21 protein-coding genes are annotated in these 22,313 nt (G+C 48.6%); 8 read left to right on the top strand and 13 right to left on the bottom strand.

Annotated elements, in window-relative coordinates:
- The first annotated feature begins 3 nt into the window (after positions 1–3).
- From hisD to hisIE, 7 genes are read left to right on the top strand one after another with little or no spacing between them, the layout of a single operon-like run.
- Complete coding sequence (hisD, locus tag HCH49_RS02295) at positions 4–1,308, top strand: histidinol dehydrogenase (RefSeq protein WP_221702112.1); 1,305 nt, start codon at positions 4–6, stop codon at positions 1,306–1,308.
- Positions 1,305–2,366 carry a histidinol-phosphate transaminase gene (hisC, locus tag HCH49_RS02290; RefSeq protein WP_221702111.1) on the top strand — a complete coding sequence of 354 codons (1,062 nt, stop codon included), beginning with the start codon at positions 1,305–1,307 and terminating at the stop codon, positions 2,364–2,366. The genes hisD and hisC overlap by 4 nt, the downstream gene beginning before the upstream one ends.
- Positions 2,363–3,430, top strand: a complete 1,068-nt coding sequence (hisB, locus tag HCH49_RS02285; RefSeq protein WP_221702110.1) for a bifunctional histidinol-phosphatase/imidazoleglycerol-phosphate dehydratase HisB — start codon at positions 2,363–2,365, stop codon at positions 3,428–3,430. The genes hisC and hisB overlap by 4 nt, the downstream gene beginning before the upstream one ends.
- On the top strand, positions 3,430–4,020 hold the full coding sequence (gene hisH, locus HCH49_RS02280) for an imidazole glycerol phosphate synthase subunit HisH (protein ID WP_032636077.1): 591 nt from the start codon (positions 3,430–3,432) through the stop codon (positions 4,018–4,020). The genes hisB and hisH overlap by 1 nt, the downstream gene beginning before the upstream one ends.
- The gene (gene hisA / locus HCH49_RS02275) at positions 4,020–4,757 is read left to right on the top strand and encodes a 1-(5-phosphoribosyl)-5-[(5-phosphoribosylamino)methylideneamino]imidazole-4-carboxamide isomerase (protein WP_221702109.1); all 738 of its coding nucleotides are present in this window, start codon (positions 4,020–4,022) and stop codon (positions 4,755–4,757) included. The genes hisH and hisA overlap by 1 nt, the downstream gene beginning before the upstream one ends.
- Entirely contained in the window at positions 4,739–5,515 is a 777-nt protein-coding gene (hisF, locus tag HCH49_RS02270; RefSeq protein ID WP_023330862.1) for an imidazole glycerol phosphate synthase subunit HisF, read from the top strand. Before hisA ends, hisF begins: the two co-directional genes overlap by 19 nt.
- Positions 5,509–6,120 (top strand): bifunctional phosphoribosyl-AMP cyclohydrolase/phosphoribosyl-ATP diphosphatase HisIE, encoded by a 612-nt coding sequence (hisIE, locus tag HCH49_RS02265; RefSeq protein WP_039263829.1) that lies wholly within the window; start codon positions 5,509–5,511, stop codon positions 6,118–6,120. The genes hisF and hisIE overlap by 7 nt, the downstream gene beginning before the upstream one ends.
- A gap of 39 nt (positions 6,121–6,159) precedes the next feature.
- On the opposite strand, the gene wzzB is transcribed toward hisIE, so the two are convergent.
- Positions 6,160–7,140, bottom strand: coding sequence for an LPS O-antigen chain length determinant protein WzzB (gene wzzB, locus HCH49_RS02260; RefSeq protein WP_143346779.1), 981 nt, complete (start codon positions 7,138–7,140; stop codon positions 6,160–6,162).
- A gap of 192 nt (positions 7,141–7,332) precedes the next feature.
- On the opposite strand from wzzB, the gene HCH49_RS02255 reads away from it, so the two are divergent.
- Positions 7,333–8,337: an NAD-dependent epimerase gene (locus HCH49_RS02255; RefSeq protein WP_064672784.1), complete on the top strand. Its 1,005-nt coding sequence runs from the start codon at positions 7,333–7,335 to the stop codon at positions 8,335–8,337.
- Positions 8,338–8,389: 52 nt separating this feature from the next.
- Here the strand turns inward: HCH49_RS02255 and ugd are convergent, their stop codons facing one another.
- The 12 genes from ugd to rfbA form a co-directional block, all read right to left on the bottom strand.
- Positions 8,390–9,556: a UDP-glucose 6-dehydrogenase gene (gene ugd / locus HCH49_RS02250; protein WP_039263831.1), complete on the bottom strand. Its 1,167-nt coding sequence runs from the start codon at positions 9,554–9,556 to the stop codon at positions 8,390–8,392.
- Positions 9,557–9,781: 225 nt separating this feature from the next.
- Positions 9,782–11,188 carry an NADP-dependent phosphogluconate dehydrogenase gene (gndA, locus tag HCH49_RS02245; RefSeq protein WP_028013772.1) on the bottom strand — a complete coding sequence of 469 codons (1,407 nt, stop codon included), beginning with the start codon at positions 11,186–11,188 and terminating at the stop codon, positions 9,782–9,784.
- A gap of 167 nt (positions 11,189–11,355) precedes the next feature.
- Positions 11,356–12,726, bottom strand: coding sequence for a colanic acid biosynthesis phosphomannomutase CpsG (gene cpsG / locus HCH49_RS02240; RefSeq protein WP_055703382.1), 1,371 nt, complete (start codon positions 12,724–12,726; stop codon positions 11,356–11,358).
- 18 nt (positions 12,727–12,744) lie between these two features.
- On the bottom strand, positions 12,745–14,172 hold the full coding sequence (cpsB, locus tag HCH49_RS02235; RefSeq protein ID WP_039262644.1) for a mannose-1-phosphate guanyltransferase: 1,428 nt from the start codon (positions 14,170–14,172) through the stop codon (positions 12,745–12,747).
- Positions 14,173–14,180: 8 nt separating this feature from the next.
- Positions 14,181–15,290, bottom strand: coding sequence for a glycosyltransferase (locus HCH49_RS02230; RefSeq protein ID WP_039262630.1), 1,110 nt, complete (start codon positions 15,288–15,290; stop codon positions 14,181–14,183).
- The gene (locus tag HCH49_RS02225) at positions 15,291–16,346 is read right to left on the bottom strand and encodes a glycosyltransferase family 1 protein (protein WP_039262632.1); all 1,056 of its coding nucleotides are present in this window, start codon (positions 16,344–16,346) and stop codon (positions 15,291–15,293) included.
- Positions 16,343–17,617, bottom strand: coding sequence for an oligosaccharide repeat unit polymerase (locus HCH49_RS02220; protein WP_221702108.1), 1,275 nt, complete (start codon positions 17,615–17,617; stop codon positions 16,343–16,345). Before HCH49_RS02220 ends, HCH49_RS02225 begins: the two co-directional genes overlap by 4 nt.
- Before the next feature lie 17 nt (positions 17,618–17,634).
- A complete protein-coding gene (locus HCH49_RS02215; RefSeq protein ID WP_039262635.1) occupies positions 17,635–18,528 on the bottom strand; it encodes a glycosyltransferase family 2 protein in 894 nt (297 codons plus the stop codon).
- An 18-nt stretch (positions 18,529–18,546) separates the two neighbouring features.
- Entirely contained in the window at positions 18,547–20,004 is a 1,458-nt protein-coding gene (locus HCH49_RS02210; RefSeq protein WP_221702107.1) for a flippase, read from the bottom strand.
- Between the two features lie 2 nt (positions 20,005–20,006).
- Complete coding sequence (locus tag HCH49_RS02205) at positions 20,007–20,831, bottom strand: NAD-dependent epimerase/dehydratase family protein (RefSeq protein ID WP_039262637.1); 825 nt, start codon at positions 20,829–20,831, stop codon at positions 20,007–20,009.
- Positions 20,824–21,384, bottom strand: a complete 561-nt coding sequence (rfbC, locus tag HCH49_RS02200; protein ID WP_039262638.1) for a dTDP-4-dehydrorhamnose 3,5-epimerase — start codon at positions 21,382–21,384, stop codon at positions 20,824–20,826. The genes HCH49_RS02205 and rfbC overlap by 8 nt, the downstream gene beginning before the upstream one ends.
- A 26-nt stretch (positions 21,385–21,410) precedes the next feature.
- Positions 21,411–22,286, bottom strand: coding sequence for a glucose-1-phosphate thymidylyltransferase RfbA (gene rfbA / locus HCH49_RS02195; RefSeq protein ID WP_039262639.1), 876 nt, complete (start codon positions 22,284–22,286; stop codon positions 21,411–21,413).
- Positions 22,287–22,313: the final 27 nt, after the last annotated feature.

The following is a 22,313-nucleotide window of genomic DNA, read 5'->3' as shown; positions in this document are numbered from 1 at the left end:
GCCATGAGCTTTAACACAATCATCGACTGGAATACCTGTAGCGACGCACAGCAGCGCGAGCTACTGATGCGCCCGGCGATTTCCGCCTCTGAGAGCATCTCACGCACCGTGGCGGAGATCCTGGATAACGTCAAAGCCCGTGGCGATGACGCGCTGCGTGAATACAGCGCGAAGTTTGACAAGACGGAAGTCGGTACATTACAGGTTACCGAGCAGGAAATCATTGATGCTAGCAATCGTCTGGGTGACGATATCAAGCAGGCGATGGCCATCGCGGTGAAAAACATTGATACCTTCCACACCGCGCAAAAGCTGCAGACCGTGGATGTCGAAACCCTGCCCGGCGTGCGTTGCCAGCAGGTCACGCGCCCGGTTGCGTCCGTTGGCCTCTATATCCCCGGCGGCTCTGCCCCGCTTTTCTCCACCGTACTGATGCTGGCGACACCCGCGCGCATTGCCGGGTGTCAGAAAGTGGTGCTGTGCTCACCGCCACCGATTGCCGACGAGATCCTCTATGCGGCGAAGCTCTGCGGCGTGCAGGCGGTCTATAAAGTGGGCGGCGCGCAGGCGATTTCGGCACTGGCGTTCGGCACGGAATCCATTCCGAAGGTCGACAAAATTTTTGGCCCGGGCAATGCGTACGTGACCGAAGCCAAGCGACAGGTCAGCCAGCGTCTGGACGGCGCGGCCATCGATATGCCTGCCGGCCCGTCTGAAGTGCTGGTGATTGCCGACAGCGGCGCAACGCCGGACTTCGTGGCCTCCGACCTGCTTTCTCAGGCGGAACACGGCCCGGACTCGCAGGTCATCCTGCTGACGCCGGATGCCGATATGGCGAAACGCGTGGGCGAAGCCGTTGAGCGCCAGCTTGCCGACCTGCCCCGCGCCGACACGGCACGTCAGGCGCTAGCGGCCAGCCGCCTCATTGTGGCGCGCGACCTGGACCAGTGTATTACCATCTCCAACCAGTACGGCCCGGAGCACCTGATCATTCAGACCCGCAACGCGCGCGATCTGGTTGACAGCATTACCAGCGCGGGCTCGGTGTTCCTCGGCGACTGGTCACCGGAGTCCGCGGGCGATTACGCCTCCGGCACCAACCACGTGCTGCCCACGTATGGCTACACCTCAACCTGTTCGAGCCTGGGCCTGGCGGATTTCCAGAAACGCATGACCGTGCAGGAGCTCTCCCGCGAAGGGTTTGCGTCACTGGCGTCTACTATTGAAACCCTGGCTGCCGCCGAGCGGCTGACCGCCCACAAAAATGCCGTTACGCTGCGCGTTGCAGCCCTGAAGGAGCAAGCATGAACATTGAAGAGTTAGCCCGCGAAAATGTCCGTCGCCTGACGCCTTACCAGTCGGCGCGTCGTCTGGGCGGTAAAGGGGATGTCTGGCTGAACGCCAACGAATTCCCGACGGCGGTGCAGTTTGAACTGTCGCAGCAAACGCTGAACCGCTATCCGGAGTGTCAGCCAAAGGCCGTTATTGAAAACTACGCGCAGTACGCGGGCGTGAAGCCAGAGCAGGTGCTGGTCAGCCGCGGCGCGGATGAGGGTATTGAACTGCTGATTCGCGCCTTCTGCGAGCCGGGCAAAGACGCGGTGATGTACTGCCAGCCTACCTACGGCATGTACAGCGTCAGCGCGGAAACCTTCGGCGTAGCGTGCCGCAACGTGCAGGCGCTGGAGAACTGGCAGCTGGATTTGCAGGGCATTGCCGACAATCTCGATGGTGTAAAAGTGGTATTTGTCTGTAGCCCGAACAACCCGACCGGACAGATTATCAACCCGCAGGATATCCGCACCCTGCTGGAGATGACGCGCGGTAAAGCGCTGGTGGTTGCCGACGAAGCCTACATCGAGTTCTGCCCCCGGGCGACGCTGGCAGGCTGGCTGGAAGAGTATCCGCACCTGGTGGTGCTGCGTACGCTGTCGAAAGCCTTTGCCCTTGCGGGTCTGCGCTGCGGATTCACCCTGGCAAATAAAGAGGTCATCGACCTGCTGCTGAAAGTGATCGCCCCGTACCCGCTCTCAACGCCGGTTGCCGATATTGCGGCACAGGCGCTGACGCCGCAGGGGATCAACGCGATGCGCGAGCGCGTGGCGCAAATCCTGGAGGAACGTCAATATCTGGTGACCGCCCTGAAGGATATCCCTTGCGTGGAGCAGGTATTCGACTCGGAAACTAACTACATCCTGGTGCGCTTCACCGCATCGAGTGCCGTATTTAAATCTTTATGGGATCAGGGCATTATCTTACGAGACCAGAATAAACAACCTTCTCTGAGCGGCTGCCTGCGCATTACCGTAGGCACCCGCGCAGAGAGCCAGCGCGTGATTGACGCCCTGAAAGCGGAGAAAGTATGACCCAGAAGATCCTTTTCATCGATCGTGACGGCACCCTTATTTCGGAACCACCAGCCGATTTTCAGGTCGACCGATTCGACAAGCTGGCTTTTGAACCGGACGTGATCCCGGTGCTGCTTAAGCTGCAAAAAGCAGGCTTTAAGCTGGTGATGATCACCAACCAGGATGGTCTGGGTACCGACAGCTTCCCGCAGGCGGACTTTGACGGCCCGCATAATCTGATGATGCAGGTGCTGACCTCTCAGGGCGTGGTATTTGATGACGTGCTGATTTGCCCGCACATGCCGGCCGACGAGTGCGACTGCCGTAAGCCAAAGGTGAAGCTGGTAGAGCGCTACCTGGCTGAAGATGCGCTGGATAAAGCCAACAGCTATGTCATCGGCGATCGCATCACCGATATCATGCTGGCGGAAAATATGGGCATCGCGGGGCTGCGCTACGACCGCAACAACCTGAACTGGGCGAAGATTGGCGAGCAGCTGACAAAACGCGACCGCTATTCCCACGTAGAGCGCAACACCAAAGAGACGCAGATTGACGTGAAGGTCTGGCTGGACCGTGAAGGCGGCAGCAAGATCCACACCGGCGTCGGTTTCTTCGATCACATGCTGGACCAGATTGCCACCCACGGCGGTTTCCGCATGGAAATTACGGTAAAAGGCGATCTCTACATAGACGATCACCACACCGTGGAAGATACCGGCCTGGCGCTGGGTGAAGCCCTGAAGCTGGCGCTCGGCGACAAGCGCGGCATTAACCGTTTCGGCTTTGTCCTGCCGATGGACGAGTGTCTGGCGCGCTGCGCGATGGACATCTCCGGCCGTCCGCACCTGGAATACAAAGCTGATTTCACCTACCAGCGCGTGGGCGACCTGAGCACCGAAATGGTGGAGCACTTCTTCCGCTCCTTGTCCTACACCATGGGCCTGACGCTGCACCTGAAGACCAAGGGCAAGAATGACCACCATCGTGTGGAGAGCCTGTTTAAAGCCTTTGGCCGTACCCTGCGCCAGGCAATTCGCGTGGAAGGTGACGCCCTGCCTTCATCGAAAGGAGTGCTGTAATGAACGTGGTCATTCTGGATACCGGATGCGCCAACCTGAACTCCGTGAAATCGGCCATTGCGCGCCACGGCTATGAGCCGGTGGTAAGCCGTGACCCGGACGTGGTGCTGCGCGCCGACAAACTCTTTTTGCCGGGCGTGGGCACCGCGCAGGCGGCGATGGATCAGATTCGCGAACGCGAGCTGGTCGACCTGATCAAAGCCTGTACCCAGCCGGTGCTGGGCATTTGTCTGGGCATGCAGATCCTGGGCCGCCGCAGCGAAGAGAGCAACGGCGTTGACCTGCTGGGCATTATTGATGAAGACGTGCCGAAAATGACCGATCGCGGCCTGCCTCTGCCGCATATGGGCTGGAACCGCGTCTACGCCAAAGCGGGCGACCGGCTGTTTCGCGGCATCGAAGACGGCGCGTATTTTTACTTCGTGCACAGCTACGCCATGCCGGTGAACGTGAATACGATCGCCCAGTGCACCTACGGCGAGGCGTTTACGGCGGCCGTACAGAAAGACAATTTCTTCGGCGTGCAGTTTCACCCGGAGCGCTCTGGCGCCGCTGGCGCGCAGCTGCTGAAAAACTTCCTGGAGATGTGATGATTATTCCCGCGTTAGATTTAATTGACGGTACGGTTGTCCGTCTGCATCAGGGCGATTACGGCCAGCAGCGCGACTACGGAAACGACCCGCTTCCGCGTCTGCAGGATTATGCCGCCCAGGGTGCGCAGGTACTGCACCTGGTGGATTTGACGGGCGCGAAAGATCCGGCGAAGCGCCAGATCCCGCTGCTTAAACAACTTGTTGCGGGTGTTGATGTGCCCGTCCAGGTCGGCGGCGGCGTGCGTACGGAAGATGACGTCGCGGCGCTGCTGGACGCTGGCGTGGCCCGCGTGGTGGTGGGCTCAACCGCCGTGAAAGATCCTGAGACGGTGAAAGGCTGGTTCCGCCGCTTTGGTGCCGATGCCCTGGTGCTGGCGCTGGACGTGCGTATTGACGAACAGGGTAATAAGCAGGTGGCCGTTAGCGGCTGGCAGGAAAACTCCGGCGTGACGCTGGAAGAGCTGGTCGATATCTACCTGCCCGTTGGCCTGAAGCACGTGTTGTGTACGGACATCTCCCGCGACGGGACGCTGGCGGGCTCCAACGTCTCGCTGTATGAAGAGGTCTGTACGCGTTATCCGCAGGTGGCGTTCCAGTCTTCGGGCGGTATCGGTGATATCGGTGACGTGGCTGCGCTGCGCGGTACCGGTGTGAAGGGTGTGATTGTGGGTCGGGCCCTGCTGGAAGGTAAATTTACTGTGACGGAGGCGATTCAATGCTGGCAAAACGGATAATCCCCTGCCTGGACGTACGCGATGGTCAGGTCGTGAAAGGCGTGCAGTTCCGCAACCACGAGATCATTGGAGACATCGTCCCGCTGGCAAAACGCTATGCCGATGAAGGCGCCGACGAGCTGGTCTTTTACGACATCACCGCCTCCAGCGATGGCCGCGTGGTCGATAAAAGCTGGGTGGCACGCGTGGCGGAAGTGATCGACATTCCGTTCTGCGTTGCGGGTGGGATTAAGTCCGCTGACGACGCGGCCAAAATTCTCTCGTTTGGCGCCGACAAGATTTCGATTAACTCCCCTGCCCTGGCCGACCCGGAGCTGATCACCCGCCTCGCCGATCGTTTTGGCGTGCAGTGTATTGTAGTTGGGATCGACACCTGGTATGACGCCGCAACGGGCAAGTACCACGTGAACCAGTACACCGGAGATGAAAGCCGCACGCGCGTGACGCAGTGGGAAACGCTCGACTGGGTGCAGGAAGTGCAGAAGCGTGGCGCGGGCGAGATTGTCCTCAACATGATGAACCAGGACGGCGTGCGTAACGGGTATGACCTCGAGCAGCTGAAAAAAGTCCGTGCGGTCTGCCACGTTCCGCTGATCGCCTCCGGCGGCGCGGGCACCATGGAACACTTTCTTGAAGCCTTCCGCGATGCGAACGTGGACGGCGCGCTGGCCGCGTCCGTGTTCCACAAACAGATTATTAATATTGGTGAGTTAAAAACGTACCTGGCCGACCAGGGCGTGGAGATCAGGGTATGTTAACAGAGCAACAACAGGCGCAGCTGGACTGGGAAAAAACGGACGGGTTACTGCCGGTGGTTGTCCAGCATGCCGTCTCAGGCGAAGTGTTGATGCTGGGGTATATGAACCAGGACGCGCTGGCGAAAACGATCGACAGCGGCAAAGTGACCTTCTACTCGCGTACGAAACAGCGCCTGTGGACCAAAGGCGAGACCTCGGGTCATTTCCTGAATGCAGTGAGCATAACGCCTGACTGCGATAACGACACCCTGCTGGTGCTGGCAAACCCAATCGGCCCAACCTGCCATAAGGGCACCAGCAGCTGCTTTGGCGAGGCGAGCCACCAGTGGCTGTTCCTGTATCAACTGGAACAGCTGCTGGCAGAGCGTAAAACGGCGGATCCTGAAAGTTCCTACACCGCGAAGCTGTACGCCAGCGGAACCAAGCGCATCGCACAGAAGGTAGGAGAAGAAGGCGTTGAGACAGCGCTGGCCGCAACCGTGCATGACCGCGAGGAGCTGACGAATGAAGCGTCTGATTTGATGTATCACCTGCTGGTGCTGCTGCAGGATCAGGAGCTGGATTTGACGGCGGTGATTGAAAATCTTCGCAAACGTCACAAATAATAAAACCGGGGAATATCCCCGGTTTTTTTAATCTGCAAATCAGACTTTTGGTTTGTAGTTGCGCAACGCGTTGCGGCCAAGCACAAAACCGGAACCAAGCAACCCGCCCAGCAGTACAGCAAGAATAAGAGTAATTGCTTTTTTCGGGCTGTCACGTCGCACAGGGAGTTCCGGCTTCATGACATAACGGTAAACGTGGATCGTGTCCGGGTTAACGCTCAGATTCTGGATGTCCAGCAGATTTCGCCTGGTCTGGTAATAAGCTCTGGGAAAGACCAACGGGAGAGAAGCTTCGTTGTCAATCATGGATTTCAGCCCCTCACTTCCCAGCAAGAACATCGTTTCCTGAGTCACCTCCTGGGTTTGCTGGAGGCGCGGCGAGGTAATTTTCGCTGCTTCAGCGTTCTTGAGTGCCTCAGCAATCTGTTTGATACGCAGATCTTTCTGTTCCTGAGCGACCTTCTCCTGGTTTTGCAGGGAATCATTCAGGGTCTTTATCTGCGCTTTGATGTTGTCATTAAGGTCAGCGGCGAGTTCTTTAGCCGTTTGCTCATCTACCTGCTGGATGAACTGTGCCAATTGCTTTTGCGCAGCTTCTGCAGATGTACTGGTATACGATACTATTAGCGGGAGCGGCTGCTCTTTAACCGTGGGCTCGATCGTCAGTTTTTCAGGCACTGCCTGGTTTTCAAGAGCCTGCGACAACGCCGAGAATGAGGAGCTAAAACGACCGATAGCGCGCGTTTGGTTGTCAAGCATTGTAGGTGCTGCGGTACCATAAAGGATGTTCAATGCATTAGAATAACTGGCAATCTGGGCCGCATCTGGTTGCGTAATAATCGCACTTGAGGTCCATTTTTCCTTTGCGACAGAGAGATATCCAATTGCCAGGGCGATACAAACAACAACAAAGGCGGCTATCACCCACTTCCCACGCCACAGCTGCAGCATTAAATCAAGTAAATCAATTTGCTCCGGGTCATTGCCTCGGCTGACCTGGCTATTGTTATTTTGCGTCATACAATCCCTAACTGATAAAAAAAGGGCAAACATAATTTTGTTTGTATAGTTTATCCATTACTGGCGATTTTTCTATAAGAATCCGATGAGTAATATCGGAAAGATGGGTTATGTAACTTACACCCTTCGCGCTATCATAGACGCCATGTGATGCGTTACGGCATCTATAGAATAGGGTTTATGAGGGAAGCTATGAAATTTTTAGTCACGGGCGCCGCAGGTTTTATCGGTGCGAATGTCAGTAAACGCCTCCTTGAGGCTGGTCATCAGGTTGTTGGTATCGATAACCTCAATGAATACTACGATGTCAACCTGAAGCTGGCGCGCCTGGAACTGTTAAAATCTGAGAGTTTCACCTTCCACAAGCTGGAATTAGCTGACCGGGAAGGTATGGCCACGCTTTTCGCCAGTGAGAAGTTTGATCGTGTGATTCATCTGGCCGCGCAGGCGGGTGTACGCTACTCTCTTGAAAACCCTCACGCGTATGCAGATGCCAACCTTATCGGCCATCTCAACGTGCTGGAAGGCTGCCGCCATAATAACGTGCAGCACCTGCTTTATGCCTCGTCCAGCTCAGTATACGGCCTCAACCGCAAGATGCCCTTCTCCACTGACGATTCCGTGGATCACCCGGTCTCACTCTATGCCGCGACCAAAAAAGCCAATGAGCTGATGTCGCACACCTATTCGCATCTGTACAACTTGCCGACCACCGGCCTGCGCTTCTTCACCGTGTACGGTCCGTGGGGACGCCCGGACATGGCGCTATTTAAGTTTACTAAGGCGATCATTGAAGGCAAAAGCATCGATGTCTATAACTACGGTAAAATGAAGCGCGACTTCACGTACATTGATGACATCGCTGAAGCAATTATTCGTCTGCAGGATGTTATTCCTCAGTCAGACACAAACTGGACCGTTGAGACCGGCTCCCCGGCAACCAGCTCAGCGCCTTACCGGGTCTACAACATCGGTAACAGCTCGCCAGTCGAACTGATGGATTACATTACCGCGCTGGAAGACGCGCTGGGTAAAAAAGCAGAGAAAAACATGCTGCCTCTCCAGCCAGGCGATGTTCTGGAAACCAGTGCCGATACCCAGGCGCTTTATGAGGTGATCGGATTTAAACCGCAAACCTCGGTTAAAGATGGGGTGAAGAACTTCGTCGGCTGGTACCGCGATTTCTACAAGGTTTGAAAATAAAAAACCCGGCAATTCAGCCGGGTTTTTTACAAAATAACGCAGAGAATCAGTCGCTACCAAACAGATCGCGGGTATAAACCTTATCCGCCACGTCAGCCAGCTCTTCCGCCATGCGGTTTGAAATGATGACATCGGCTTCTTTCTTAAAGGCATCCAGATCGCGGATCACCCGGGAATTGAAGAACTGATCGTCCGGCATGGCAGGCTCATAGATTACAACCTCAACCCCTTTCGCCTTAATGCGCTTCATGATCCCCTGAATGGAAGAGGCGCGGAAATTATCGGAGCCACTCTTCATGATCAGACGGTATACGCCGACCACTTTCGGTTGACGCGCAAGGATGGAATCGGAGATGAAATCTTTACGTGTACGGTTAGCGTCAACAATCGCCGAAATGAGGTTGTTCGGCACAGCCTGATAGTTTGCCAGCAATTGTTTAGTATCTTTTGGCAGGCAATAGCCGCCGTAGCCAAATGACGGGTTGTTGTAGTGGTTGCCAATACGCGGGTCGAGACACACACCTTCAATAATCTGGCGGGTATTCAGGCCAAGACTCTCTGCGTAGCTGTCGAGCTCATTGAAATAAGCCACTCGCATTGCCAGGTAGGTATTCGCGAAGAGCTTAATCGCCTCAGCTTCGGTGGAGTCGGTGAACAGCACCTGAATATCTTTCTTCACTGCGCCTTCCTGCAGCAGCGCAGCAAAGCGTTCAGCGCGCTCAGAACGTTCGCCAATAACGATACGAGAAGGATGCAGGTTATCGTAAAGCGCTCTCCCCTCACGCAGGAATTCAGGCGAGAAGAAGATATTATCAATACCGAACTTTTCTTTAATAGATTTGGTAAACCCAACAGGAATGGTCGATTTAATAACCATCACCGCGTCAGGGTTAATCGCGATAACGTCTTTGATAACCGCTTCTACAGTTGAGGTGTTGAAGTAGTTGGTTTTAGGATCGTAGTCAGTAGGCGTCGCAATGATGACGTAATCCGCATTGCGGTATGCATCTTCTTTATCTGTTGTGGCGCGGAAATTCAGCGATTTATTGCTGAGATAGTCCTGAATTTCTTTATCCACAATCGGCGATTTTTTCTGATTGAGCATATCCACTTTGGCCTGCACGATATCCAGCGCAACCACTTCATGATTCTGGGCAATCAGAATGCCGTTAGAAAGACCGACATACCCTGTTCCGGAGATTGTTATTTTCATTCGCTAATGACTTCTGTGAGTTAACTGTACTGATGGCCGCCAGACCATCGCGATAAATATAACTGTTGGGCTTTGTACCTCCTGGCAAACTGAACTGTCAAGGCAAACCAGGAGTAATCACTACGAGCGGGGCGAGATTCAGACTACTTCGAATAACAGGCGACACTTTTTGCATAAAAAACCCGGAGGCAAGCTCCGGGTTTTGATTACAGCGAGTAAGTTAACTTATTCCATCCATTCGGTATGGAACACGCCTTCTTTATCGGTACGTTTGTAAGTATGCGCACCGAAGTAGTCACGCTGTGCCTGAATCAGGTTAGCTGGCAGCACAGCAGCACGGTAGCTGTCATAGTAGGCTACTGCAGCAGAGAAGGTCGGAACCGGGATACCGTTCTGGACAGCGTAGGCAACCACGTCACGCAGCGCCTGCTGATATTCATCCGCAATTTTCTTGAAGTACGGTGCCAGCAGCAGGTTGGCGATACCGGCGTTTTCAGCATAGGCATCGGTGATTTTCTGCAGGAACTGCGCACGAATGATGCAACCCGCGCGGAAGATCTTCGCGATCTCACCGTAGTTCAGATCCCAGTTGTTCTCGTCTGACGCTGCACGCAGCTGAGAGAAGCCCTGCGCGTAAGAAACGATTTTACCCAGGTACAGTGCACGGCGCACTTTTTCAACGAATTCGGCTTTATCACCCGCTGGTTTAGCCTGCGGACCAGACAGCACTTTAGATGCCGCGACGCGCTGCTCCTTCAGGGAAGAGATGTAACGCGCGAAGACGGATTCGGTGATCAGAGACAGCGGTTCGCCCAGATCCAGAGAGCTCTGGCTGGTCCATTTACCGGTACCTTTGTTCGCAGCTTCATCCAGAATCACATCAACCAGGTATTTACCCTCTTCATCTTTCTTCGTGAAGATATCTTTGGTGATGTCGATCAGATAGCTGTTCAGCTCGCCTTTGTTCCACTCGGTGAAAGTTTCCGCGAGTTCTTCATTGGAAAGGTTCAGACCGCCTTTCAGCAGGGAATAAGCCTCAGCAATCAGCTGCATGTCGCCGTATTCGATGCCGTTATGAACCATCTTCACATAGTGACCTGCACCGTCCGGACCGATGTAGGTCACACACGGCTCGCCATCTTCGGCAACGGCAGCGATTTTAGTCAGAATAGGAGCAACCAGTTCGTATGCTTCTTTCTGGCCACCAGGCATGATGGATGGGCCCTTCAGCGCGCCCTCTTCACCACCAGATACCCCGGTACCGATGAAGTTAAAGCCTTCAGCAGACAGCTCACGGTTACGACGAATGGTGTCCTGGAAGAAGGTGTTACCGCCATCAATGATGATGTCACCTTTTTCAAGGTAAGGCTTCAGGGAGTCGATAGCTGCATCGGTACCTGCGCCTGCTTTCACCATTAACAGGATACGACGAGGCGTTTCCAGAGACTCAACGAACTCTTTCACCGTATAGAAAGGAACCAGTTTCTTGCCTGGGTTCTCGGCAATCACTTCTTCGGTCTTATCACGGGAGCGGTTGAAAACGGAGACGGTATAACCACGGCTTTCGATGTTGAGCGCCAGGTTGCGCCCCATCACTGCCATACCGACAACGCCGATCTGTTGCTTGGACATTACATACTCCTGTCAGGTGTGGTCACCACGGCTTATGCGCGGCTTGAAATGTGGTTGAGATGTTAACTCAGTATTAGGTGACATGAATAGCTTTTGCTGATCTATGTCACACTGATTGCACAATCCAGGTACAGTCAAGCCGCCAGAAATACGCCGGCGGCAGACCCTCACTTCCTGAGCAAAGCCAGAATTTCTTGCGTTTTCTCTTCCATCAGCGCCGTGTCAGCACGGGACTCCACGTTCAGGCGCACCACCGGCTCGGTGTTGGACGAGCGCAGGTTAAAGCGCCACTGCGGGAACGCCATACTGATCCCGTCCGTACGGTCAATTTCCAGCGCGTGGATCGCAAAGTGCTGCTCCACGCGGGCAATGGCCTCGGCCGGCTGCGCCAGCTTGCTGTTGATCTCCCCGCTCGCCGGGAACGCCGCCATGCGGTCGCGCACCAGCTCGCCCAGTGTCTGCCCCTTCAGGCACAGCAGCTCGGTCACCAGCAGCCACGGGATCATCCCGCTGTCGCAGTAGGCAAAATCACGGAAGTAGTGGTGGGCACTCATCTCGCCGCCGTAGATGGCGTCTTCTTCGCGCATACGCTCTTTGATGAAGGCGTGGCCGGTTTTGGACATCACCGGCGTGCCGCCTGCGGCAGACACCACGTCGACGGTGTTCCAGGAAAGGCGCGGGTCATGAATGATTTTCGCGCCCGGGTTTTTCTCGAGGAACGCTTCCGCCAGCAGGCCGACAATGTAGTAGCCCTCGATGAACTGCCCTTTCTCGTCGAACAGGAAGCAGCGGTCGAAGTCACCGTCAAAGGCGATGCCCATGTCCGCGCCGTGCTCAATCACCGCGTTGCGGGTGTCGTCGCGGCACTCCGGCAGCAGCGGGTTAGGAATACCGTTCGGGAAATTGCCGTCCGGGGTGTTGTGCACCTTGACGAAGGTCACCGGCACGTTCAGCGCCTTAAAGCGCGCTTCCAGCGCATCGACAACCGGACCGGCCGCGCCGTTACCGGAGTTGATGACCAGCTTCAGCGGCTTGAGGTTCGCCACGTTGATGTAGCCCAGCAGGTGGTCGATGTACTCTTTCTGCAGGTTGATTTTTTTGTAGCTGCCGCGCTTCGCGTCGTTCACCGGCGGGAAGTCGTTGGCTTCCGCCAGGCGCTGCACGTCACGCAGGCCGGTGTCGCCGCTGATAGGACGAGCGCCCTTGCGCACCAGCTTCATCCCGTTGTAGTCCATCGGGTTGTGGCTGGCCGTCACTTCGATACCGCCGTCCACGCCCAGGTGGAAGGTGGCAAAGTAAATCTCCTCGGTCCCGGAAAGGCCGATATCCAGCACGTCCACGCCCGCGTCCTGCAGCCCTTTCGCCAGGGCCAGCTTGAGGGATTCACTGGTCAGACGCACGTCGCCGCCCAGCACGATGGTCTGCGGTTTTAAATATTCGCCGTACGCGCGGCCAATGCGCCACGCGATGTCTTCATTCAGCTCTTCGCCCAGCTTGCCGCGAATATCGTAGGCTTTAAAACAGGTTAATTTTTCCATGATAATTTTACCGTAATCTCAAACACGACCATACCTGTCAGCAAAACGTACAATATCATCCTCTCCAAGATAAGAGCCTGAGCGAACCTCAATCAATTCCAAAGGGATCTTTCCAGGGTTCTCCAGACAGTGCGTTGCTCCAACAGGAATATAAATAGACTCATTTTCACCGAGGAGTTTGGTTTGCTCGTTAATTGTAACTTGTGCAGTTCCTGCGACGACAATCCAATGCTCAGCACGATGGTGATGCATCTGAAGAGAGATACCTTCGCCCGGCTTTACGGTCAATCGCTTAACTTGATAGCGGCTTCCCGTATCAATCGAGTCATATTTACCCCAGGGACGATAAACTTCGCGGTGAGTATGATGTTCATGACGGCCGTCTGCTTTGATCGATTCGACAATTTTCTTCACATCCTGGACGGCGTTACGATCGGCAATCAATACAGCATCCTTGGTCTGCACAACGACCAAATCTTTCACCCCAACAGTAGTCAATAGCCCGGATTCAGAATACAGGAAACTATTTTCGGTATTATAGGACAAGACGTCACCTGTAACGACGTTACCCTCTGGAGTCTTATGGCTAATATCCCAAAGCGAAGACCATGAGCCGACATCACTCCAGCCAGCATCCATTGGCACAACAACAGCATCTGAAGTCTGTTCCATCACAGCATAATCAATCGACTCATCAGGACAAGCTCTGAAAGCTTCCTCGTCAACGCGAATAAAGTTAAGGTCAGGATCAATAGAGCTCATGGCCTTTTCGCACGCCTTAAGAATATCCGGACGATATTTTTTCAGTTCCTCAAGATAGCGATCGGCGCGGAAGAGAAACATCCCGCTATTCCAGTAGTATTCACCGCAGGCAACATAGGCTTCCGCCGTTTCAAGATTAGGTTTCTCAACAAATTGCGCGACCTCAAATGCATCTGCATGCTCAACATCAACGCATGGCACACCTCGACAAATGTAACCATAGCCAGTCTCTGGTTTATGCGGGACGATGCCAAAGGTCACAAGCTTTCCATTTTCAGCATAAGGTAGTGCCTTACGAACTGAATTACGGAAAGCTTCTTCATCCTGTATGACGTGATCGGCGGCCAGAACCAGCATGAGCGCATTACCCTCGTGCTGGGTACGAACTGCAGCAAGTGCAGCCAACGCTATCGCCGGAGCTGTATTACGACCAACCGGTTCGAGGATGATATTCTCAGTGAGTTTATTCATCTGGCGCAGTTGCTCGGCAACGATAAAGCGGTGCTGTTCGTTACAAATGACGACGGGACTTTCGCATTCAATGCCCTGTAATCGGTTAATTGTCGCTTGTAACATTGTCAGTTCACCTTCCAGACAGAGAAATTGTTTTGGATAGAGAACACGAGAAAGCGGCCATAAACGACTACCGGAGCCCCCGGCCATAACAACAGGAAATAATGACATGATTGAACTCACTTTAATGATGAATATAAATTAATTATATTCTTAACCATCAACTCTTTAGTAAACATAGTATCAAATCTGGCTTTCGCGCCTTTACTATATGTCTCACTGCTTTGAATAACAGAAACAATTCCTTTAGCAAGTGCTTTAGCATCATTCGGCTCAACAACGATGCCAGTCTCGTTATGCTGATTAACCCAGGCCACACCACTTCGTGGAATATTTGTCGACACAAGCGGTCTGGAGAAACTCATAGCTTCTAACTGAACCACACCAAAAGCTTCAGATTCATGAATAGATGGCAGACAAAAAACGTCACATGCTTTATAATAAGAAGCCAAATCCGAATAATTGATACTACCAAGAAGAATTACTTTATCTGACAATCCATCATTAGCAATTTTTTGCATTAATGAATCAATCAATGGGCCAGTACCGCCAATAAGAACAATGTAATCTTCAGGAAGTTCTTTCGCAGCATCAATCAGGTATTCCATACCCTTATAATAAACAAGACGCCCCAAAGAAAAAATTATCTTTTTATTTTGATAACGTTGCTTGATACTTTTTTCAAGCTCCTCATTCAATGGCATAACACGGGTATCAACCCCAATTGGGATACAAACAATTTTATCCTGATAAGGCTGTAAAGTTGGAGAAGACTGCCCATACACAGGGCTAGTAACGATAATTCTGGTACACTTATCTAAAATCCATTTTTGTAGCGGAGCAAAAAGCATCAATAATTTTTTTTGCTTAACAATATCGCTGTGCCAATGGAGAACTATCTTACCTTTGGGCGGGAATAAAAACAGTGCCAAAACAGCCAGTGGATTTGGAAGATGGACATGGATAACATCATAATTATTTCTTATTGCTCTCCATCGGGATATTAAGGAAAATGACAGCGGTGTCGAAAAAAGCTGTGCAAACAATTTCTGACGGTAAACTTTATAACGGAGTTTGTCGTCATTCTTTCTTTCTCCAATTGGATCAACACAGAGTACATCAACAGGTTGGTCATTACTTTTTGCGATACCTTCACTTATATCGAATGCTACCTGTTCGATTCCACCATGTACTGGAGGGTAAAATTTGCTAAACTGTAAAACCTTCATTCAAATATTCCTTTGAGAGATCACATCCATAAGTTTCGATGCAACATCACGTACGTCAAATTTTTCTAACCTATGATATCCATTGCGAATCAATACAGGACTGAGCTCATCATAATTTTCAATCAATTCACGTAACTTAGAACTAAAATCTAATGAGTCCTCTGGATTAAAATAATATGCCGCATCGCCACAAACTTCAGGGATACTTGCGCGGTCAGAAGCCATTACAGGACAACCGCGTTGCATTGCTTCCAGAGGAGGAAGTCCGAAACCTTCATATAATGACGGATAGACAAAAATAGAAGCATCTCTGTATTTTAACTCTAAATCGTCATCTGATAGATATCCACAGAATACAATGTTCTCATGCTGTGAAAACGTCACTTTTGAGAAAGCTGTCCCTAACCCTCCCACCACGATGAGTTTATAATCTTCGATTTTTGAATTCAAAAAAGCATTAATAACAAACTCGATATTTTTTCTCGGCTCTAAGGTACCAACCAATAAAATCTCTTTATGCTTAACCGCTTCGCTTGCAATATGATTCTTGAGGTTAATAGATGTATCTACGGAGTTTGGCAATACAGTGATCTTATCTGGATCAACCGCCAGATATTTCTCTATCTCTGATTTTGAAAAGTCACTAACCGTAAAGATACCTCTCGCAATTTTCGACTGAATGGCATAGTTAACCTTGTATACAGCACGGTATAAGAAACGAAACCACTTTGGATATGCGTACAATGACATATCATGGATAGTAAAGTAACAGTTCTTGTAAAACGCAGGTGATAACCCAGTGAAGCAGAGCAGTAACGGGCTACCGACGCTTCTTAGATAACGAGGTAATTCGATTTGTTCCCAGAAGTGACCGTTACGATTTCCTATTTGAAGGATATTAAATTCCTTCCTCCATTTCTCATCAATGAGGTCAGTTTTCGGTGTCAAAAAACAGATATCAGGAACGTGTTTAACGAGTTCCCGACATAGTACCAATGCATATTGCTGTACACCAGTTTTACGTTGAGTCAAAAATCTCGCATTAATATAGATCATTTATTACTCGGCATTCTATAGATGTAACACTGAAACATAAAGAAGGAATAAAAAAGGATAAATCTAAAAGGTAATGTAAAAAGCATCGAAGCAACAATATACATTAGAATGATAAAGTGATTCTTATTTGCTTTAAGTCTGGCTGACAACAAACATATACCCAGGACAAATATGAGCAAGCCCGGCAGGCCGAAACTTAAAATAATAAAACTTAAGACATCTTTTGGTGCAAAACTTTCATAGGCACTGGGATCCGACGAAGATAAATAAGATGTCATCTCATTACAGTTTACGTCCAAACCAGAAAGAGCCTGACAATAGTCATGTATAAAAGGTGATAGCGTGCTCTTGAAACCATATACGCCACTGCCAAGTGGATAATCACTAAGATGCCATATGCTGACAATAGGGAAACCCAGACGAGTTACATACGTCATCGTTGCAGAATTTGACAAATTCGCTGCAATGAGTGCAAAAAGGTCATAATAGATGAATGCAAGACTGACAAAAAGAACAATAAAAGATAACGGAATGAGTTGGTATGTATAATTATAAAAGCCCTTCACCTTGAAAAAATAGACTAGCCCAAGGAGTACTGGAATTATCAGGAATGAAAATTTAGCACCTGAAATATAGGTGGTAATGGCAAACATACACGCAAGGATTAGTCTGTACTTTTGATTAGACAACATCACCATCAAGAACATTAGGCCATAAAAATAGCCATTTAAACTTGGCTCTGCAAAAGTGCCTGCAAATCGAAAGTTTTCATCATATAACCAAGCCCCACCTAATACTTTAACATGAAAACCAAACTTCGCCATGATGTAAAGTATCAGCGCCACGCCAAGAAATAAACTTGATATTTTGACACTAAAACGATATATATTAAAGTTACTTTCAAGTTCTTTAGCATAACTAAATATAACAATCCATAAGAGCATATTTAGTAAAAGTGCGAAGATTTTATCATATTCTGCACCATGATAGAATGCACCAAGCGCAGCACCTAAGAGAAGGATAAAGGCAGAAAAGAGTATCTTTGCAAGGTTAAGACTGCGAATCCTGAAAAGTAGGAGCAATACGATTACAAGGATGATCTTCAGGCCAAAATCAGCAATACTTGAAAGGCCTTTCATCAACCCAATCTGAGAAAAGTCAACACCACTAAAAAGCGAATTAATTAATAACAGTCCAACAAGTGATTTGACAATAAAAGTTGTAGATAAATTATAGTTATTGACAAGTGTGCTACTGGAAATTTCGCTCACCTTAACCTCTTAGTCATTTATTTTTTTAACATTAGTCCGTCGATAATCCCCCTGACAAAAGCCTTATAAACTTTATATGGCGTTTTGCGACAAAGTGGATAGACCAACCGGGTAACAATGGTAAAGAAAACGCTAACAATATAATAAGGAGCTTCAATATTTTTTCTGGCGAAAAATATACGGTTCCTTGTCAAATAATATGCACCAAATAGACTTAACCCCCCCCCAGTAGAAGTACTAACCTTATGAAACACTAGAGGTTCATTAATGATTCTAACTCGGCTGCCAGCTATGTTTGCACGATAGAGAAAATCAGTATCATCGTAATAAGCAAAGTAACGAGCATCCATCATACCTATAGTGGCAAACATCGAAGCATGTACAAGTAAAAAACATGTTGGTGCATAATCGCACTCTTCTGGAATATTAGCGTAAATTTCATCGTAGTCGGCTCCCTCAAAAAGATGAGGGGCAATAGCTTTTTTCTTATTAAAAAAAGCGCCTGCGTACCAGACTTTTTTTTCTGGATAACTGAATATTACAGGTGAAACAAGTTTGTATTGTCCCTCCTCAGCAACACTCATCATTTTGCTGAGGGTATCTTCCTGTTCAAAAAGTAGGTCGTTATTAGTGAGTAATATATACTCACACCCATCCTTTAAAGCTTCTTCAATGCCTTGGTTGTTGGCCTGCGCAACCCCAACATTGTTTCCGTCATTATTAATATAGGTATACTCTATGTCTTTCCTCAAGAGAATTTCTTGCGTTAAGTTAAAAGAATCCTGATTTGTACTGTTATCCACAATATAAAGGTGCTTGTTCTGATATTTTTGTTTTTCAACACTCGAATAAAAGTCAGGCAGCACACCTGGAGAATTGAACAAAACAGTAACGAGTCCAACTTTTTTCACACTTTCACCTAAGCAATATTAGTATTGATTTAACAGATTCTTGATGCTTTTTACTTGTTTTATTATGAAGACAGTAAATACAACTATAAAAGCCACCTGGATGCCATAAATAACACAATGGATAGTTACCGACTGAGTCATCACCAGACTGACCAGGCAGATGGCTATCATCACAGGTATTACCAGAAACGAGACAAATATCAGCTTTGACTTATACTCAGCTTCAGCCCGATACTTGCATGCGTAAACCGCCATGATTAATACGCCTGAAATAAACGTCGAATAGGCAATTCCAATCGCGCCATAGATACGAACAAAGAAAATCGACAACGCAAAGTTCAATAGTCCTTCGAGCACCGGCAGCCAGGCGATTGATAATTGTTTGCCGTAGGCGACTAACATAAGCCCGTAGGGCGCTGCAATCATTCGGATAAGATAAGCCGCAAGCAGCAAAGAAAACATTACGTGCAGGTTCGTCGCTTGCTGATAGCCCAACCAGACGCCAAGGATATGCACAGAAGCAAACCAGGCAATAAAGACACCGATAAAAACAATCATCGAGAAAATGAAGATAAGTTTGTTAACCAAGAATTCAACATGCTGGTTATTCCCGTGATTGTGCATCCTTATCATAGGTTGAATTATAGGATTAATCATGGCTCCCAAAATTCCCACTCCAGCATTAACAAGCGTCATTAATACGGCAAAACCAGCTAGTTCCTGAAATGAGTATTTACCGACGGTAAAGGTGCCTATACCGGAAATTAAGAACTGGGCTATATTCCATACTAAGAGCCCACTGAAAAAGACAACTATTGTTTGAAATAAATTTTTATCCAACGATAACTTTGTTCTTTGCGATGTATTTTTTAATTTATATAAAATATAAAATGCAATTTGATTAAAACTGTTTATTGCAAAATAAACCCATGCAATAACATCGAGACCATGGTGAACAAGCAACAGAATCGACGTACCCAGAATCACTTTAAAAAATATATTTATGCCAGCGGTAATATCATTGCGCTCTATACCAGTAAAATAACCAACAAAGGGTGAGAATACGTTATTAATGACAAATGAACTGCCAATTAATATAAGAATTAGTTTAGCATTAGCGTTGGTTTCTGAAACTTCAGGGAAAAATGAGAAAAAGAATTTTGCTAAAATAAATATTCCGCCCAAACATACCATGTTGAGCAGTAACGCAAAAAGCAATGACTGATGCATTGCCTTTTGAAGTTTCTGTGGGTTACTTAAATGAAGGGCGACAAAACGCCCTACCGTAACCTGAAGACCAATTCCAAAAATTCCGATCAAAACCCCGACCTGAAGTGTAAGGGACCAAATCGAAAAATCTACCTTTGAAAGATTGTGTAGTAAAACTGGAGAGATAACTATCCCAAGTATTACATTTGAGAAGCCATTTATTATGTTAGATAAAGAGTTTTTAAGTAACCGCTTAAAACCACTCATATTTATCTCGCCAGTTCTTCTTTATAACTAGCTATCATAATTTTCAAATCATCAAGCACATGTTGTGGTTTATAATCCGGAATTTCAGTAGATAACTTATTTATGCTGGTTACGGGGAACTCTTCACGAGGAAAATTACCGTCATGCCAGTTAACTTTACAAGCCGTCTCTTTTTCAATGACATCAGCGATTTGCTTAGCTGTTACGTTAAATCCAGATGCGACATTGTATATTTCTTTATTAGTGTTTTGGTTTTCAGCCAACCACACACATGCTTTAGCGACATCATTGACCGAAACATAGTCCTTAGCATATTCAGGCGCAACAAACATGTTGATTTCACCATTATTAATGGCATGACGAATAATGGACGGCAGGAATAATGTACTATTGAGCGCTAAACCATAGACATTGCTAGGTCGAACTACAGTAACATCACGTTCGCTCTTAAGGCACAATTCTTCTGCTACCAGTTTGGTCAGATTAAACAGCTTCCTGTTATCATCCGCAGTTACTACCAGATCGTCAGTTTCATTCGCGCTATGATGGTTCATATAAACTCGAGTTGAGGATATATATACCAGCTTTTCAAACTGTGCATCCTGCAGTAACTTTGCCAACAAAACTGTATTTGCTTCCAGCACAGAAAAATAGCTTTTGGCACAATCACCATTACCAGCACAATAAATGACTTTGCCCAACTCACCATTGAGAGAATTGCAGCTGTTGCGATCAGGAACAACGACATCATGCCCTTGCTCTTTAAGCAATGTAACGATATGTGAACCAATAAAACCGTTACCCCCAATAACTGTATACTTAGCCATTTGTCCAGCCTTTAAGAATCTGTTCTTTGATACTTGCAAGTGAAGGTAAAATACAATCTTTAGCAGAAACTACAGGATTAGAAACTGGCCATTCTATACCCAGATCTGGATCGTTCCAGATAAGACCACCTTCATCGGTTGGATCATAATAATCTGTGCATTTGTACTGGAAACTAGCAGTATCACTTAATACGCAGAAACCATGAGCGAAACCAGGAGGAATATAAAACTGAAGAAAATTATCTTCGGATAGAATGACTGAATGATGCTGACCAAATGTTGGTGATTCTGGGCGGAGATCAACGGCCACATCAAAAACAGAACCCTGGGTTACTGAGACTAACTTACCCTGAGGCTTTGTTTTCTGAAAATGAAGCCCGCGCAGAACATTTTTCGTCGATTTAGAACGATTATCCTGAACAAAGTCCAGACCAAATCCTAATTCCTGGTAACGTTTTTTCTGATATACTTCGAAGAAATAGCCACGTTCGTCACCAAAAACTTTAGGTTCAATAATTACAGCATCTTTTAAAGGCGTTTCAATAATTTTCATACTTTTTAGTACTTTATGTTGGATTTTCAGTCTTTAGCTAAATGCTGCAAATATTTGCCATAGTCATTTTTATTGAGTTCTTTGGCTAATTTTGCTAACTGTTTCTTATCAATGAAACCTTTGCGATAAGCAATCTCTTCCGGGCAAGAAACTTTGAGACCTTGACGTGATTCGATCGTCTGAATAAAGTTACCTGCCTCAATTAGACTCTCATGCGTTCCTGTATCAAGCCAGGCATATCCACGCCCCATAATAGCAACTGAGAGCGAATTTTTTTCCAGGTAGAGTCGGTTAATATCAGTGATCTCTAATTCACCACGCGCTGACGGTTTCAGCTGTTTAGCCATCTCAATGACGTCATTATCATAAAAATAGAGACCAGTCACAGCGTAATTACTTTTTGGCTTCAGTGGTTTCTCTTCTAAAGAAAGCGCTTTGCCATTCTCATCGAAATCTACCACGCCATAACGTTCAGGGTCTTTCACATGATAGGCAAAGACTGTAGCTCCTTTTTCCTGATTCATTGCCATTTCAAGTTCTTTTGGCAAATCGTGACCATAGAAAACATTGTCTCCAAGGACTAAAGCACAAGAATCGTTACCGATAAACTCTTCACCAATGATAAATGCCTGAGCAAGACCATCAGGACTTTCCTGGACTTTATATTCAATGTTCAGTCCCCATTTTTTACCGTTACCCAGTAATTGCTCAAAGCGCGGGGTATCCTGAGGTGTGCTGATGATGAGAATATCCCGAATACCCGCAAGCATCAGCGTGCTTAACGGATAATAAATCATCGGCTTATCATAGATTGGCAGCAGCTGTTTACTAACCGCCATCGTCACAGGGTAAAGGCGAGTACCTGAACCACCGGCTAAAATAATTCCTTTTCTTTTTGACATGTTCAATGCTTCTTATGACGGGGTTGA

This window comes from Enterobacter sp. Y17 (assembly GCF_019730495.1).
GTDB classification, from domain to species: Bacteria; Pseudomonadota; Gammaproteobacteria; order Enterobacterales; family Enterobacteriaceae; genus Enterobacter; species Enterobacter asburiae_B.
The sequence above is the reverse complement of the archived record's forward strand: the minus strand, read 5'-3'. Positions and strand labels throughout refer to the sequence as shown.